General features: G+C 65.8%; 11 protein-coding genes. 8 read left to right on the top strand and 3 right to left on the bottom strand.

Annotated elements, in window-relative coordinates:
- Nucleotides 1–31 precede the first annotated feature (31 nt).
- On the bottom strand, nucleotides 32–526 hold the full coding sequence (locus tag ACP7DD_RS15990) for a Spy/CpxP family protein refolding chaperone (protein WP_426175817.1): 495 nt from the start codon (nucleotides 524–526) through the stop codon (nucleotides 32–34).
- 194 nt (nucleotides 527–720) lie between these two features.
- Here ACP7DD_RS15990 and ACP7DD_RS15985 point away from each other — a divergent pair, with 194 nt between their 5' ends.
- From ACP7DD_RS15985 to ACP7DD_RS15960, 6 genes are all read left to right on the top strand, one after another.
- The gene (locus tag ACP7DD_RS15985) at nucleotides 721–1,449 is read left to right on the top strand and encodes a response regulator (protein WP_426175816.1); all 729 of its coding nucleotides are present in this window, start codon (nucleotides 721–723) and stop codon (nucleotides 1,447–1,449) included.
- Complete coding sequence (locus ACP7DD_RS15980; protein ID WP_426175815.1) at nucleotides 1,446–2,810, top strand: ATP-binding protein; 1,365 nt, start codon at nucleotides 1,446–1,448, stop codon at nucleotides 2,808–2,810. Before ACP7DD_RS15985 ends, ACP7DD_RS15980 begins: the two co-directional genes overlap by 4 nt.
- A 93-nt stretch (nucleotides 2,811–2,903) precedes the next feature.
- Nucleotides 2,904–4,076 (top strand): efflux RND transporter periplasmic adaptor subunit, encoded by a 1,173-nt coding sequence (locus ACP7DD_RS15975; RefSeq protein WP_426175814.1) that lies wholly within the window; start codon nucleotides 2,904–2,906, stop codon nucleotides 4,074–4,076.
- The gene (locus ACP7DD_RS15970) at nucleotides 4,073–7,234 is read left to right on the top strand and encodes an efflux RND transporter permease subunit (protein WP_426175813.1); all 3,162 of its coding nucleotides are present in this window, start codon (nucleotides 4,073–4,075) and stop codon (nucleotides 7,232–7,234) included. Before ACP7DD_RS15975 ends, ACP7DD_RS15970 begins: the two co-directional genes overlap by 4 nt.
- Nucleotides 7,235–7,456: 222 nt before the next feature.
- On the top strand, nucleotides 7,457–8,260 hold the full coding sequence (locus ACP7DD_RS15965) for a hypothetical protein (protein ID WP_426175812.1): 804 nt from the start codon (nucleotides 7,457–7,459) through the stop codon (nucleotides 8,258–8,260).
- A gap of 131 nt (nucleotides 8,261–8,391) precedes the next feature.
- A complete protein-coding gene (locus ACP7DD_RS15960; protein WP_426175811.1) occupies nucleotides 8,392–8,790 on the top strand; it encodes a hypothetical protein in 399 nt (132 codons plus the stop codon).
- 170 nt (nucleotides 8,791–8,960) lie between these two features.
- Here ACP7DD_RS15960 and hemB read toward each other — a convergent pair whose 3' ends face one another.
- Nucleotides 8,961–9,974 (bottom strand): porphobilinogen synthase, encoded by a 1,014-nt coding sequence (hemB, locus tag ACP7DD_RS15955; RefSeq protein ID WP_426175810.1) that lies wholly within the window; start codon nucleotides 9,972–9,974, stop codon nucleotides 8,961–8,963.
- Nucleotides 9,975–9,997: 23 nt separating this feature from the next.
- Nucleotides 9,998–10,714, bottom strand: coding sequence for a ribosome biogenesis GTP-binding protein YihA/YsxC (gene yihA / locus ACP7DD_RS15950; RefSeq protein WP_426175809.1), 717 nt, complete (start codon nucleotides 10,712–10,714; stop codon nucleotides 9,998–10,000).
- Between the two features lie 179 nt (nucleotides 10,715–10,893).
- On the opposite strand from yihA, the gene ACP7DD_RS15945 reads away from it, so the two are divergent.
- Nucleotides 10,894–11,586 carry a c-type cytochrome gene (locus ACP7DD_RS15945; RefSeq protein ID WP_426175808.1) on the top strand — a complete coding sequence of 231 codons (693 nt, stop codon included), beginning with the start codon at nucleotides 10,894–10,896 and terminating at the stop codon, nucleotides 11,584–11,586.
- Between the two features lie 155 nt (nucleotides 11,587–11,741).
- Nucleotides 11,742–13,847: a cytochrome c biogenesis protein ResB gene (locus tag ACP7DD_RS15940; protein ID WP_426175807.1), complete on the top strand. Its 2,106-nt coding sequence runs from the start codon at nucleotides 11,742–11,744 to the stop codon at nucleotides 13,845–13,847.
- Nucleotides 13,848–13,975: the final 128 nt, after the last annotated feature.

Below are 13,975 nucleotides of genomic sequence, written 5' to 3'. Positions count from 1 at the left end.
GAAGCTCCTCCTTTGATCTAGCGAGGCGTAATCAGCCGCGCATGCCTTCCTTCATGTGGTGACCGCCACCGTGGTGACCGCCGCCGTGACCGCGTCCGCGCATGGTGTTCTCGTCAAACACTTTCTTCTGCGCCGGCGTCAGCGTGGCGTAGAAGCTGTTCAGCGCGGCCAGCTTCGATTCCATGGCGGCGGTATGCTGCCTGGCCATGGCGATCATCTTCTCCATGCGGGCCGGCGCCGACAGGGTCGCCATCGCAGCATGATCGCCCCGTCCTGCCATTGGCGCCGGCTTGATCGCCGCCTGGTAGGCCGCCCATGCCGGTTGCTGCGCCGGCGTCAGTTGCAGCGCCGCGGCCAGTTGGGCCTGGCGCTTGGCGTAATGCTCGCTCCATTTTGCCATCCGTTGTTCCTGGCTGGCCGCGTGGCCGTGGCGGCCTTCCGGCGCGGCGGCCGTTTGTGCGATGGCGGCGCTGCCGAAGCCGGCGACGACCAGGGCGATCACGACCTGCTTGCGTAATGCATTCATTTGGTTCTTCCTTGAGAGTTAAGTGGGTTGTGCGTCTCAACTGCTCGGTGCACGGTTCCCATCATGGTGGCGCGTTGTTTCCACCGCATGTCCGCTGCCGCGCTCTTTGTATCAGTTTGTTTCGACTCCCAGCGTATATACATGATGATACAAATACCCTGTTCAGGGTGGGCTTAACTGGGGATAATCCGATCATGGATACTCCCTCTACCATTCTGATCGTCGACGATGACCGCGACATCCGCTCGCTGCTGGCCGACTACCTCGAGTCGAACGGCTACCGCGCCCTGGCCGCCGCCGATGGCACGGCGATGTGGAAGATACTCGACGAGGCGCGCCCCGACCTCATCGTGCTCGACCTGAACCTGCCCGGCGACGACGGCCTGACGCTGTGCCGCAAGCTGCGCGCCAATTCGACGCTGCCGGTGATCATGCTGACGGCGCGCAACGAGCCGCTCGACCGCATCCTCGGGCTCGAGATGGGCGCCGACGACTACCTCCCCAAACCGTTCGAGCCGCGCGAGCTGCTCGCGCGCATCCGCAGCGTGCTGCGGCGCAGCCACGCGATGCCGTCGAATACGCCGGCCGACAACGCCCAGCAGATGCGCTTTTCCGGCTGGACGCTCGACCTGACCGCGCGCCACCTGCTCAACCCGGACGGCATGGTGATCATGCTGTCGGGCGCCGAATTCCGCCTCTTGCGCGTGTTCCTCGAACACCCGAACCGGGTGCTCAACCGCGACCAGCTGCTCAACCTCACGCAGGGCCGCGACGCCGATCCGTTCGACCGCTCGATCGACATCCAGATCAGCCGCCTGCGCCAGAAGCTGGGCGAAGACGCGCGCCTGCCGCAGATCATCAAGACGGTGCGCAACGGTGGCTACGTGCTGGCCGGGCAAGTGACCGTGGAGCCGCCCGCATGAAGGCATTCTTCGGCTCGATGACGGGCCGCGTGTTCCTGACGCTGCTGCTGGGGATCGTGCTGTCGGCCGCGCTGACGCAATGGCTGGCCGACGCCGAGCGCCAGCGCGTCATCGAAGAGTACCGCGACATGCACGCGCTCGAGCGCGCCGAGCAGCTGATCATGGCCACCGAAGTGGTGCCGGCGTCGGCGCGGCTGGCCTACCTCGCGGTGGCCAACCGGCCCGGCATCCGGCTCGAGGAAGCCACCGGCGCGCTGCCGCACGCGAACGCGCACTCCGAATTTGCCGCCGCGCTGGCGCTGCGCCTCGGCCGCGCCTACCAGCTCGCATCGGTCGCCGCGCGCCCGGCCGCGTGCGACGTGCCGCGCACCCAGTCGACCATGTTCGGCGAAACCAAGGCGCCGTGGCGCGGCACCTGCGAGAGCATCGACGTGCGGCTGCGCGACGGCGAGCAGCTGCGCCTGTCGGTGCTGCCGCCGCGCCCGTCCCTGTTTGCCGGCAAGACCGACTACCGCACCATCATCGCGCTGTTTTTGGTCAGTATCGCCTTCCTCGCCTACCTGGTCGCGCGCATGACCACCCGCCCGCTCAAGCAGCTGGCGCAGGCGGCCAAGGACCTCGGCAACGACATCAACCACCCGCCGCTCAAACTGGCCGGCGCCAGCGAAATCCGCCAGGCCAGTGCCGCCTTCAACGCCATGCAGGCGCGCATCCGCCAGTACATCTTCCAGCGCACCCAGATGCTGGCGGCGATCACCCATGACCTGCAAACGCCGCTGACGCGCTTGCGCCTGCGGCTCGAAAAAGTGTCCGATCCGGAGCTGCAGGAGCGCCTGATCGGCGACCTGTCGGCGATGCAGGCGATGGTCAAGGAAGGACTCGACCTGGCGCGCAGCGTCGACACCACCGAGGCGATGCAGCCGCTCGACTTCGATTCGCTGCTCGACAGCGTCTGTTCCGACGCCAGCGACGCCGGCCAGCACGTCGTCCTCAACGGGCGCGCCGCGATGGCGCTGCTGGGGCGCCCGATGGGCTTGCGCCGCTGCCTGGTCAACCTGATCGACAACGCCGTCAAGTACGGCCAGCAAGCGGTCGTCACGGTCGAGCGCATGGCCGGCGCGGCGCGCATCCACATCCGCGACGCCGGTCCCGGCATCGCCAGCGCCGAGCAGGCGCGCGTGTTCGAGCCATTCTACCGGGTCGAAAGTTCGCGCTCGCGCGAGTCGGGCGGCACCGGCCTTGGCCTGACCATCGCCCGCAATATCGCCGAGCAGCACGGCGGCACGCTGACGCTGGCCAACCATCCCGAGGGCGGCCTCGAAGTGACCCTGATGCTGCCGGAGTATTACGCCGCAAAATGAACCATGCGACAATGCCTGGCGGGTGCACGCCGGCGTCGCGAATCGATTTCACTCAACTGCAACAGCCGCCCGGGCGGGCGCACAGGGAATAGCATGAACAAGAACAATATTGGCGTCATTGCCGCCGCCGTCGCCATCATCGGCGCCACCGTCTGGTACCTGCAGGCAGCGGGCGAGCCAGCCAAGCCGGTCGCCGGCGCCGCCGCCAAGGGCGCCGGCCAGCCGCCGACGGTGGTCAGCGTCATCAAGCCACAGCGCCAGGACGTACCGGTCGAGGTGCGCTCGAACGGCACCGTCACCCCGGTCAGCAGCGTCGAGCTGCACCCGCAGATCACCAGCACCATCCGCACCGTCCATATCAAGGAAGGCCAGTTCGTCAAGGCCGGCGAGCTGATGTTCTCGCTCGACGACCGCGCCGACCGCGCCAACGTCGACAAGGCGCGCGCCCAGATCGCCCGCGACCAGGCCGCACTGGCCGACGTCGAACGCCAGTTCAAGCGCAGCGAAGAGCTGGTGGCGCAGAAGTTCCTGGCCCAGAGCGCGCTCGACACCTTGCGTAGCCAGGTCGATTCGGCGCGCGCGCTGCTCTCGGCCAACCAGGCGGCGCTGCGCGCCACCGGCGTGTCGGCCAGCTACAACACCATCCGCGCGCCGATGAGCGGGCGGGTCGGCGCCATCAACGTGTTCCCCGGCAGCCTGGTGCAGCCGGCCACGTCGCTTACCTCCGTCACCCAGCTCGATCCGATCAACGTCGCCTTCACCTTGCCCGAGTCGGCGCTCGGCAAGCTGCTCGCGGCGCAAAACAACGGCGGCGTCAAGGTCGAGGCCAGCGCCGGCGACGCCGCCAAGGCCGTCAGCGGCACCGTCAGCTTCATCGACAACGCGGTCGACCCGGTGGCCGGCACGATCCGCGTCAAGGCGCGCTTCGACAACCGCGACAGCAGCCTGTGGCCGGGGCAGTACGTCACCACCAGGCTGACGTTGCAGACGCTGGCCGGCGCCGTCGTGATTCCGCAGACGGCCATCATCACCAGCACGCGCGGCACCTTCGTCTACGTCGTCGACGCCGACCAGTCGGCGCGCCAGGTGCCGGTGGCGCGCCTGCACGGCTTCGGCCTGCAGGCGGCGGTATCTGGCCTGGCCGGCGACGAGCAGGTCATCACCGAAGGCAAGCAGAACCTGCGCCCGGGCGGCAAGGTAAAGCTTGCTGAGCCGGCCGCGCAGAAGGGCGGCCCGACCCGCGTCGCCACCAAGGACCCTGCATGAGCATCTCCGAACTGTCCATCCGGCGCCCCGTGATGGTGGTGCTGCTGTCGGTCGCCGTCGTGCTGATCGGCGTGCTGGCCTTCCGCAGCATCCCGGTGGCCGCGCTGCCGAGCTATAACACCCCGGTCATCAACGTACAGGCCAACCTGTCCGGCGCCAGTCCCGAGACGATGGCCTCGTCGGTCGCGCTGCCGCTCGAAAAGCAGTTCTCGACCATCGCCGGCATCGACCTGATCACCTCGACCAGCACCCAGGGCCAGACCTCGCTGACGCTCGAATTCAACCCCAGCATCGACGTCAACGTCGCCGCCATCGACGTCCAGGCGGCGCTGCTCGGCGCCCAGCGCCAGCTGCCGCAGGAAATGACGGAGCTGCCGTCGTACCGCAAGGTCAACCCGGCCGACGCGCCGGTGCTGTTCATGACGATGACGTCGCCGTCGATGAGTTTGTCGGACCTGAACGACTACGCCGAAAACCTGATCGCCCCGAGCCTGTCGACGTTGCCGGGCGTGGCGCAGGTCAGCGTCAACGGCCAGAAGCGCTTTGCCGTGCGGGTGCGCGCCAAGGCCGACCTGATGAACGCGCGTAACCTGTCGATGGACGAACTGGCCGTCGCGCTGCGCGCGGCCAATTCGAATTCGCCGCTCGGCATTCTCGACGGCCCCAGCCAGACCCTGACGATCCAGGGCAATCCGCAGCTGATGAAGGCGTCCGAATTTGCCGAACTGATCGTCGCCAACCGCAACGGCCAGGCAGTGCGCCTGCGCGACGTCGCCACCGTCGAGGACAGCTTCCAGTCGGTGAAAACGGCCGGCAGCTACAACGGCGAGCGCTCGATCGTGCTGCTGGTGCAGCGCCAGCCCAACGCCAACACGGTGCAGGTGGTCGACGCGGTGCGCAAATTGCTGCCGCAGTTCCAGTCGCAGGTACCAGCCTCGATCAAGATCAACCTGGTCAACGACCGCTCGGTATCGATCCGCGAAGCGATCCACGACGTCAACCTGACGCTGGCAGCCACCGTCGCGCTGGTGGTGCTGGTGATCTTCCTGTTCCTGCACCGCGCCGCGGCCACCTTCATTCCGGCGGTGACGATGCCGATCTCGCTGCTCGGCGCTCTGGCGCTGCTCAACTGGCTCGGCTACAGCCTCGATAACGTCTCGCTGCTGGGCATCACGCTGGCCGTCGGCCTGGTCGTCGACGACGCCATCGTCGTGCTGGAAAATATCGTGCGCCACATCGAGATGGGCAAAAAACCGATGCAGGCCGCGCTGGTCGGCTCCAAGGAAATGGGCTTTACCATCGTCTCGATTTCGATTTCGCTGGTGGCCGTGTTCATCCCGATCTTCTTCATGCCCGGCGTGATCGGACTGCTGTTCCACGAATTCGCGGTGGTGGTCGGGCTGTCGATCCTGGTGTCGGCGCTTGTCTCGCTGACCCTGGTGCCGATGCTGGCGAGCCGCCTGCTGCCGGCCCACGTCGAAAATGGCGAAGGCGAAAAGAGCTTCATCGGCCGCCACTTCGAAAAGGGCTTTGCGCGCGTGCGCAACGGCTACGAGCGCTCGCTCGACGTCGCGCTGGCGCACCGCAACGTGGTGCTGCTGGTGGCGCTGGCCACCTTCGCGCTGACGGTGGTGCTGTACGTGACGATCCCGAAGGGCTTCTTCCCGGAGGAAGACCTAGGCCAGATCCGCGTCACCACCGAGGCCGCCGAAGACACGTCGTCGGCGGCGCTGCTGGACCTGCAGGAGCGGGTCGCCGCCATCATCAAGGCCGATCGGGCGGTGCAGGACGTGACGTCGTTTACCGGCGGCGGCAACAGCGGGCGCATGTTCCTGGTGCTCAAACCGCGCGCCGACCGCGACAAGATGCCGGCGGTGCTAGACCGCATCCGCAAGGCCACCCGCGCCGTGCCAGGCATCGCCGTGTATATGAGCCCGATCCAGAACCTGCAGCTCGGCGGGCGCCCGAGCAAGAGCCGCTATCAATACACGCTGCAAAGCATCAGCTCCGATTCGCTCGGCTCGTGGGCCAACAAGTTCCAGGAAGCGATGCGCAACGACCCGAACTTCCGCGACGTCACCAGCGACTCGCAGAACCGCGGCCTGCAGGCTTCCTTGAAAATCGACCGCGACAAGGCCAACGTGCTCGGCGTGCAGATGGCCGACGTGCGCACCGCGCTGTACGCCGCGTTCGGCGAGCGCCAGGTCTCGACGATCTATGCGCCGGCCGCCAGCTACAACGTCATCCTCGAGGCCGATGCGGCCGACCGCCAGTTCGACGATGCGCTGTCGCGCGTGTCGGTGCGCAGCAAGAACGGCCAGCTGGTGCAACTGGCGTCGTTCGCGCGGGTCGAGCGCACGGTCGGGCCGATCTCGGTCAACCACCAGGGCCAGCTGCAGGCCATCACGCTGTCGTTCAACCTGGCGCCGGACGTGCCGCTGGGCGTTGCCACCAGCGCGATCGACAAGATGGCCAAGGACATGGCGCTGCCGCCGTCGGTGATCACCAAGTACGGCGGCGACGCGGCCGTATTCAAGGATTCGCAATCGAGCCAGCTGATCCTGATCATCGCCGCGCTCGGCGTGATCTACGTGCTGCTCGGCGTGCTCTACGAGAGCTACATCCACCCGCTGACCATCCTGGCCGGCCTGCCGTCGGCGGCCGTCGGCGCGCTGCTGACCTTGCGCCTGTTCGGGCTCGACCTGACGATGATCGCCATCATCGGCATCCTGATGCTGATCGGGATCGTCAAGAAGAACGCCATCATGATGATCGACTTTGCCCTCGACGCCCAGCGCAACGGCGGCATGACGCCGGAGCACGCGATCCGCCAGGCGTGCATCCTGCGCTTCCGGCCAATCCTGATGACGACGCTGGCGGCGCTGATGGGCGCCTTGCCGATCGCGCTGGGCATCGGCGCCGGCGCCGAACTGCGCCAGCCGCTCGGCCTGGCCGTGGTCGGCGGCCTGCTGTTCTCGCAAGTGATCACGCTGTACATCACGCCGGTAATCTACCTGTTCCTCGACCGCTACAGCGGCAGCGGGCCGATGACCAACCAGCAGCTCGCCGCCTTCGACGTGGCTGACGAACCGCACGCGGCGCCGGAGAAACTGGTGGCGCGCGCACAGGCGCCGCAGCCGGTGCGGCGCACCGGCTAGTTGCTGTTGCTGATACACAGTGTAACAGGCTGCACGGCGGCAATCTTATAAGCTCTGCAAGTGAGCCGCCGTGCGCATGCTGCGCAAAACGGTTAGACTGCGGCTCTGCCGCGTCGCATCGACGCCGTTCCAGGAGTTGTTTTCATTTTGCGTGATCATTCCCACTTTTCGCCCGACAATAACGGTATTTGCGAACACTGCGGCCAGGCTCTGCCTGCCACGGTGAGTCCGTGGGACCGTCGCGGCCCGAACCGTACCGGGGTGGTGGCGACGATCCTGCTGCACTTGCTGCTGGTGGCGATCTACCTGGTGCAGCCGAAGACCGAAAAGCATGCGCCGCCACCGTCCGGCGGGACGATGGTGTACGTCGCGCCGCTGCCGCCGGGCAAACCGAAACCGAAACCGCAGCAGCAGCAGGCGCCGAAAAAGGTGACGAAGTCGACGCCGGTACAGGTCAAGCGCCTGCCCAACACGATTACCTTGCCAAACGAAAAGCCGGTCGACGTGGTGGTGGCCGATCCGAAGCCGGTGCTGTCGCCGCCGCCGCAGGAAGTCGACATGCAGGCCTATGTCGAGGCGCGCCGCAAGGCCCGCGGGGCGAAGGAGCCGAGCGACCAGCCGGCCGAGGAAAGCGAAAATGCGCGCGCCGACCGCATCGCCAAAGCCAACATTGCCGCCGCCAACGGCCGCAGCCGCGGCGACGACAAGAACGAAACCGGCGGCGTGTTTACCCTCACCAACAAGACGTCGCTCAGCGCCGACCTCAAGTTCCGCGGCTGGAACCCCAATTTCAAGCGCCGCTGGCTGCAGCAGGTAACGGTGGAAGTGGGCGGCGAACCCGATGTCGAGATTGCCGTCGTCAAGAAGATGATCGAGCTGATACGCAAGGAAAAAACCGGCGACTTCGAGTGGGATTCGCACCGCCTGCAACGGGTGGTGACGATGAGCGCGCGGCCGGCCGACACGGCCGAGCTGCAGGCGTTCTTGTTCAAGGAAATGTTCCCGGAATATAAGCGCGGGCGCTGAGAACCAGGCCACGTGCCGAGGCCATTCCTACAGCGGCCAGGCACGTGCGCCTACTGACTCGCTTTTGACCGGCGCTGAGCATGTCACTCCGGCCGGCGCATGACAGCGCCGGCATCGCACGGGAGATAGCCATGACCGAGCAAAATCCGAATCCACAGAACGCAAAACCTGACGACGGCAATCAATCCGGATCGCCCGGGCAAGGCGCCGCCGCCGGCAACGAGCAGAAGGCCGCCGACCAGGGCGGGTATGCGGGAATGGCCGGCCATGGCGGCCAGCATTCCGGCGGCATGGGTGGCGAGCACGGCGGCGATTTGCACGATATCGGCGCCGGCCGGAGCGGCATGACCGGCGGCGCCGGCATGGGAGGCAACGAATCGATGACCGGCCAGCCGGGCGGCCTGAGCGACGAGCCGGCCGACATTCCCGGCGGCGAGGAGCTTGCCGGGGAGGTGGGATTGGATGACATCGCCGAGATCCAGCAAAGTGCGCAGCGCGAAGGCATGGGACAGCACCGCGGTCACGACTAGACGCCACCGCCGATGTCGACAAGCTTGGCCAGTGTAGGGTCGCCCTGCGGCGGCGGCTGCCGTGTACAGCAGCAGGACTGTCAGCAGGATGCCGGCTGCAATTCGCATGATCGGACTTTCTGTACAGCCGGGGCCGTGTCCGAATGTCGGCACTGACCCCGGGTGTAAACTTAGCGCTTGTCGCGCAGCAGGCGGGCGATGTCGCGCGCGAAGTACGTCAGCACGCCGTCGGCGCCGGCGCGCTTGAACGCCATCATCGATTCCATCATCACCTTGTCGTGGTCGAGCCAGCCGTTTTGCGCGGCCGCCTTGATCATCGCGTACTCGCCGCTGACCTGGTAGGCAAACGTCGGCACGCGAAACTCGTCCTTCACGCGGCGCACGATGTCCAGGTACGGCATGCCGGGCTTGACCATGACCATGTCGGCGCCTTCGGCCAGGTCAAGGCCGACTTCGCGCAGCGCTTCGTCGCTGTTGGCCGGATCCATCTGGTAAGTGTTCTTGTCGGCCTTGCCGAGGTTGGCGGACGAACCGACGGCGTCGCGAAACGGGCCGTAAAACGCCGAGGCATACTTGGCCGAATAGGCCATGATGCGGGTATGGATATGGCCGGCTTCCTCGAGCGCGGCGCGGATGGCGCCGATGCGCCCGTCCATCATGTCCGACGGCGCCACCACGTCGACGCCGGCGGCGGCGTGCGTGAGCGCCTGGCCGATCAGCATGTCGATGGTCAGCTCGTTGACGATGTAGCCCGATTCGTCCGGCAGGCCGTCCTGGCCGTGCGTGGTGTACGGGTCGAGCGCGATGTCGGTGAGGATGCCCAGCTCCGGGAAGCGCTCCTTGAGCGCCTTGACCGCGCGCGGCACCAGCCCGTCCGGGTTGGTCGCCTCGATGCCGTCGTACGTCTTCAGCGACGCATCGATGACCGGGAAAATCGCCAGCACCGGAATGCCGAGCGCCACGCATTCCTGCGCCACTTCCATCAGCAAATCGACCGACACCCGCTCCACGCCCGGCATCGACGCCACCTGCTGGCGCTGGCCGGCGCCGTCGAGGATGAACACCGGGTAGATCAGGTCGGAGGCGGTGATCGTGTTCTCGCGCATCAGCGCGCGCGAAAACGGGTCGCGCCGCATGCGGCGCAGGCGGATGGCAGGATAGGCGGCGGAAGTGTGGGCAGGCATGGGCGCGCTTTCAGGTAGAAAAGTTAATCGTCGCTGTCGACCGGGTCGACCAGCTCGGCGCCCGGATCGGCCGGGATGTCGGTCAGGCCGAGCAGGTCGATGATCTTGGCGTTCGCTTCGTCGATGCCGACCCGCTTCAGCGCAGAGAACAGCTGCACCGTGAACGGGAAGCCTTCGCCGTCTTCGTCGACGTAGCTGTCGAGCATCATGCGCGCCTGGCGCAGCACGTTGGTCGATTCGTTGCGGTTGAGCTTGTCGGCCTTGGTCAGGATGCAGTGGATCGGCTTGCCGGTGGGGGCGAACCATTCGAGCATTTGCACGTCGAGTTCGGTAAACGGGCGGCGCGAGTCCATGATCAGCACCAGCGCGGCGAGCTGCTCGCGGCGCTGGACGTAGTCGCCCAGCAGCTTTTGCCAGTGCAGCTTGGCCGAGCCGGACACTTCGGCGTAACCGTAGCCGGGCAGGTCGACCAGGAACGCTTCGATTTCCTCGACGATGGTGGCGTCCTTGCGGTGCTGGCCGACGTGCGCGCCGCCGATCGAGAAGTAGTTGATGTGCTGGGTGCGGCCAGGCGTCTTCGACGCGAACGCCAGACCCTTCTGGTTCGTCAGGATGTTGATGGCGGTCGATTTGCCGGCGTTCGAGCGGCCGGCGAAAGCGATTTCAGGCGCCTTCGTATCGGGCAGATCGCGCAGTTGATTGACGGTGGTAAAGAAGCGGGCTTGCCAGAGTTTGGACATGGAGTAGACAGAAATTGCAAGAAAAGGGGGCGATAACGCGAGAAAGCTATTGTACAATAAGGGGTTACGATTATTGCGAAGCCGTGTTCATTTGGTTCGCAGGCATGGTTGATGCTCTCCGCATCGCGCCGTGGATCTTTGTATAAAACTAATTTTTTGACTCGTCTCAGGGTGTTTGAATGAATCGTGTTTGTTTACCGTCCGCCGGTGCGGCATTTGTGAAGTCCTTTCTGGTGGCAACCCTGGCGCTGTCCGGCCTGGCCGGCGCTGCCGAACAAGCCCACGGCGCTGCCGCGCCAGCCGCGGTCAAGGCCGATGCCGCCAAGGGCGGCACCCTGTACGATGCGGGCGACGCCGCCCGCAGCCTGCCCGCTTGCGTGTCGTGCCACGGCGCGGCCGGTAATTCGACCATCGCCGCCAACCCGAAGCTGGCCGGCCAGGTCGAGAACTATGTCTACAAGCAGCTGGTCGACTTCACCGGCCCGGACCGCAACCACCCGGTCATGACCTTGTACGCCAAGATGCTGACGGACGCCGAGAAGAAAGACGTCGCTGCCTACCTCGGCGCGCAGAAACAAAAGGCGGGCGCCGCCAAGAACAAGGAAACGCTCGACCTGGGCCGCAAGATCTATCGCGGTGGCATCGCCGACAAGGGCGTCGCCGCCTGCGCCAGCTGCCACGGCGCCAACGGCGCGGGCATCCCGATCCAGTATCCACGCCTGGCCGGTCAGCACCAGGACTACACCGTTGCCCAGCTGGTCAGCTTCCGCGGCGGCGCGCGCAAGAACAGTGCGCCGATGTCGGCCCTGGCCAAGCGCATGTCGGACGACGAAATGAAGGCGGTTGCCGATTACATTGCCGGCCTGAAGTAACGCGCCGATCTGCAACAATCCAGAAATAAAACGGTGGCGCGTCTGACAGGCGCGCCAGCCGGTACCAGCGGAAAAGGGCGGCAGCGAAAGCGGGCTGCCCTTTTTGTTGGTATCCTCGCGGCTTTGGTTTGGCCGCAGCACAGGAATTTGTCCCCATGAGTACCACCGGAATTGAACTCAAGACCAGACGCCGCGGCCTCGCCGACGCGGTCGAGCTGGTGTCGTCGATGCGCTTTGCCATCAGCCTGCTGACCATCATCGCCATCGCCGCGATGATCGGCACCGTGATGAAGCAGAACGAGCCGATGCCGAACTACGTCAACCAGTTCGGTCCGTTCTGGTTCGAAGTGTTCCACAAGCTCGGCCTGTACGCGGTGTATTCGGCCTGGTGGTTCCTGCTGATCCTGACCTTCCTGATCCTGTCGACCGGCCTGTGCATCGCGCGCAACGGCCCGAAGATGATCAAGGACATGCGCAGCTGGCGCGAGAACGTGCGCGAAGTTTCCTTGCGCAACTTCCACCACAAGGCCGAGTGGAGCAGCGCGCTGCCGCGCGCCGAACTGGCGCGCCAGACCGTGGCGCGGCTGGCCGACGCCGGCTACAGCGCCAAGGTCGTCGACAAGGGCCACGGCACGCTGGTGGCGGCCAAGAAGGGCGCCGCCAACAAGCTCGGCTACATCTTCGCGCACAGCGCCATCATCATCATCCTGCTCGGCGGCATGCTCGACTCGGACTTGCCAATCCGCTTCCAGCAGTGGTTCATGGGCAAGACGCCATTTGCCGGCAGCGGCGTCATCGCCGACATTCCCGCGCAGCACCGCCTCGGCCTGGGCAATCCTACGTTCCGCGGCAACACCATGATTCCGGAAGGGCAGAGCAGCAACGTCGCCATCATCCCGCAGGCTTCCGGCGTGCTGGTGCAGGACCTGCCGTTTACCATCCTGCTGAAGAAATTCACCATCGATTTCTACTCGACCGGCATGCCCAAGCTGTTCGCCAGCGACGTCGTCATCCGCGACCACGAGACGGGCAAGACGTTCCCGGCCACCATCAAGGTCAACGAGCCGCTGATCTACAAGGGCGTGGCGATGTACCAGTCGAGCTTCGAAGACGGCGGCAGCAAGCTCAAACTGACGGGCTTTCCGATGGCCGGCACCGACAGCCGTGCTTTCGCGTTGGCCGGCGAAGTCAACGCCGCCACTGACCTCAAGCGCGGCGACGAGCAGTATTCGGTCGAGTGGACCGGCTTTCGGCCGTTCAACGTGGAAAACATCGGCGGCCAGGATGCGCGCGCGGTGACCAAGGGCGAGAGCCTGAACGACCAGTTCGCCGCCAGCCTCGACAAGCATTCCGGTTCGGCCGCCAAGAACGCCAACAACAAGGACCTGAAAAACGTCGGCCCGAGCGTGCAGTACAAGCTGCGCGACAAGACCGGCCAGGCGCGCGAATACCAGAACTACATGCAGCCGGTCACCGTCGACGGCGCCCAGGTGTTCCTGGCCGGCATGCGCATTTCGCCATCCGACCCGTTCAGCTTCCTGCGCATTCCCGCCGACGACAACCACAGCGTGCGCGAATGGATGCGCCTGCGCGCCGCGCTGGCCGACCCGGCGCTGCGCCAGCTGGCCGCCGAACGCTACGCAAAACGCGCCATTCCGCCGGGGGCGTCAAGCGATGCGCTGGCGCTGGCCGCCCAGCTGGAACAGTCGAGCGCGAAAACGCTGGCCATCTTCGCCGGCGACGGCAAGCAGGGCGGCTTCGTGGCGGTATCCGAATTCATCGGTTCGCTGAAGGTGCCGCAGGAAGAGCAGCGCAAGGCCGCCAACATCTTCCTCAAAATGCTCAACGGCACCTTGTGGGAGCTGTGGCAGGCCGCCCGCGCGCGCGACGGCGAAGCAGCGGTGACCGCCGACGACAACCATGCGCGCTTCCTGCAGCTGGCCACCAATGCGCTGTCGGACAGTTTCTTTTACGGCGCCCCGGTGTACCTGCAGTTAGATGAATTCGTCGAGATCAAGGCGTCGGTGCTGCAGGTGTCGCGCTCGCCCGGCAAGAACGTCGTCTACCTGGGTTGCCTGTTCCTGGTGCTCGGGGTGTTCTCGATGTTCTATATCCGCGAACGGCGCCTGTGGGTGTGGCTCGGCGACGGCGCCGACGGCCACGGCAGCCAAGCGCTGATGGCAATGAGCACCCAGCGCAAGACGCTTGATTTTGAGCACGAATTTAACGACATGAAAGCGAAGCTGCCGCAATCGGCGTAAGCTGGCTGTGCGCGGTCGACCGCGCCGGCCGCCAACACGTCGGGGGGCGACCCAGGGGGGGCCCCCCCGGTTGAAAAAGGGGGGCCAGAGTGGAAAATAGGCAACCCACACCAAATAGCAAAACCCCC

Source organism: Massilia sp. TWR1-2-2 (genome assembly GCF_049897565.1).
Taxonomy (GTDB): Bacteria; Pseudomonadota; Gammaproteobacteria; order Burkholderiales; family Burkholderiaceae_D; genus JAFCUW01.
The sequence above is the reverse complement of the archived record's forward strand: the minus strand, read 5'-3'. Positions and strand labels throughout refer to the sequence as shown.

Coding starts and splice junctions, on each gene's coding strand:
- hemB (WP_426175810.1), bottom strand. CDS start 9,974: ATGCCTGCCCACACTTCCGCCGCCTATCCTGCCATCCGCCTGCGCCGC.
- ACP7DD_RS15940 (WP_426175807.1), top strand. CDS start 11,742: ATGAGTACCACCGGAATTGAACTCAAGACCAGACGCCGCGGCCTCGCC.
- ACP7DD_RS15975 (WP_426175814.1), top strand. CDS start 2,904: ATGAACAAGAACAATATTGGCGTCATTGCCGCCGCCGTCGCCATCATC.
- ACP7DD_RS15945 (WP_426175808.1), top strand. CDS start 10,894: ATGAATCGTGTTTGTTTACCGTCCGCCGGTGCGGCATTTGTGAAGTCC.
- ACP7DD_RS15970 (WP_426175813.1), top strand. CDS start 4,073: ATGAGCATCTCCGAACTGTCCATCCGGCGCCCCGTGATGGTGGTGCTG.
- ACP7DD_RS15990 (WP_426175817.1), bottom strand. CDS start 526: ATGAATGCATTACGCAAGCAGGTCGTGATCGCCCTGGTCGTCGCCGGC.
- ACP7DD_RS15985 (WP_426175816.1), top strand. CDS start 721: ATGGATACTCCCTCTACCATTCTGATCGTCGACGATGACCGCGACATC.
- ACP7DD_RS15960 (WP_426175811.1), top strand. CDS start 8,392: ATGACCGAGCAAAATCCGAATCCACAGAACGCAAAACCTGACGACGGC.
- yihA (WP_426175809.1), bottom strand. CDS start 10,714: ATGTCCAAACTCTGGCAAGCCCGCTTCTTTACCACCGTCAATCAACTG.
- ACP7DD_RS15980 (WP_426175815.1), top strand. CDS start 1,446: ATGAAGGCATTCTTCGGCTCGATGACGGGCCGCGTGTTCCTGACGCTG.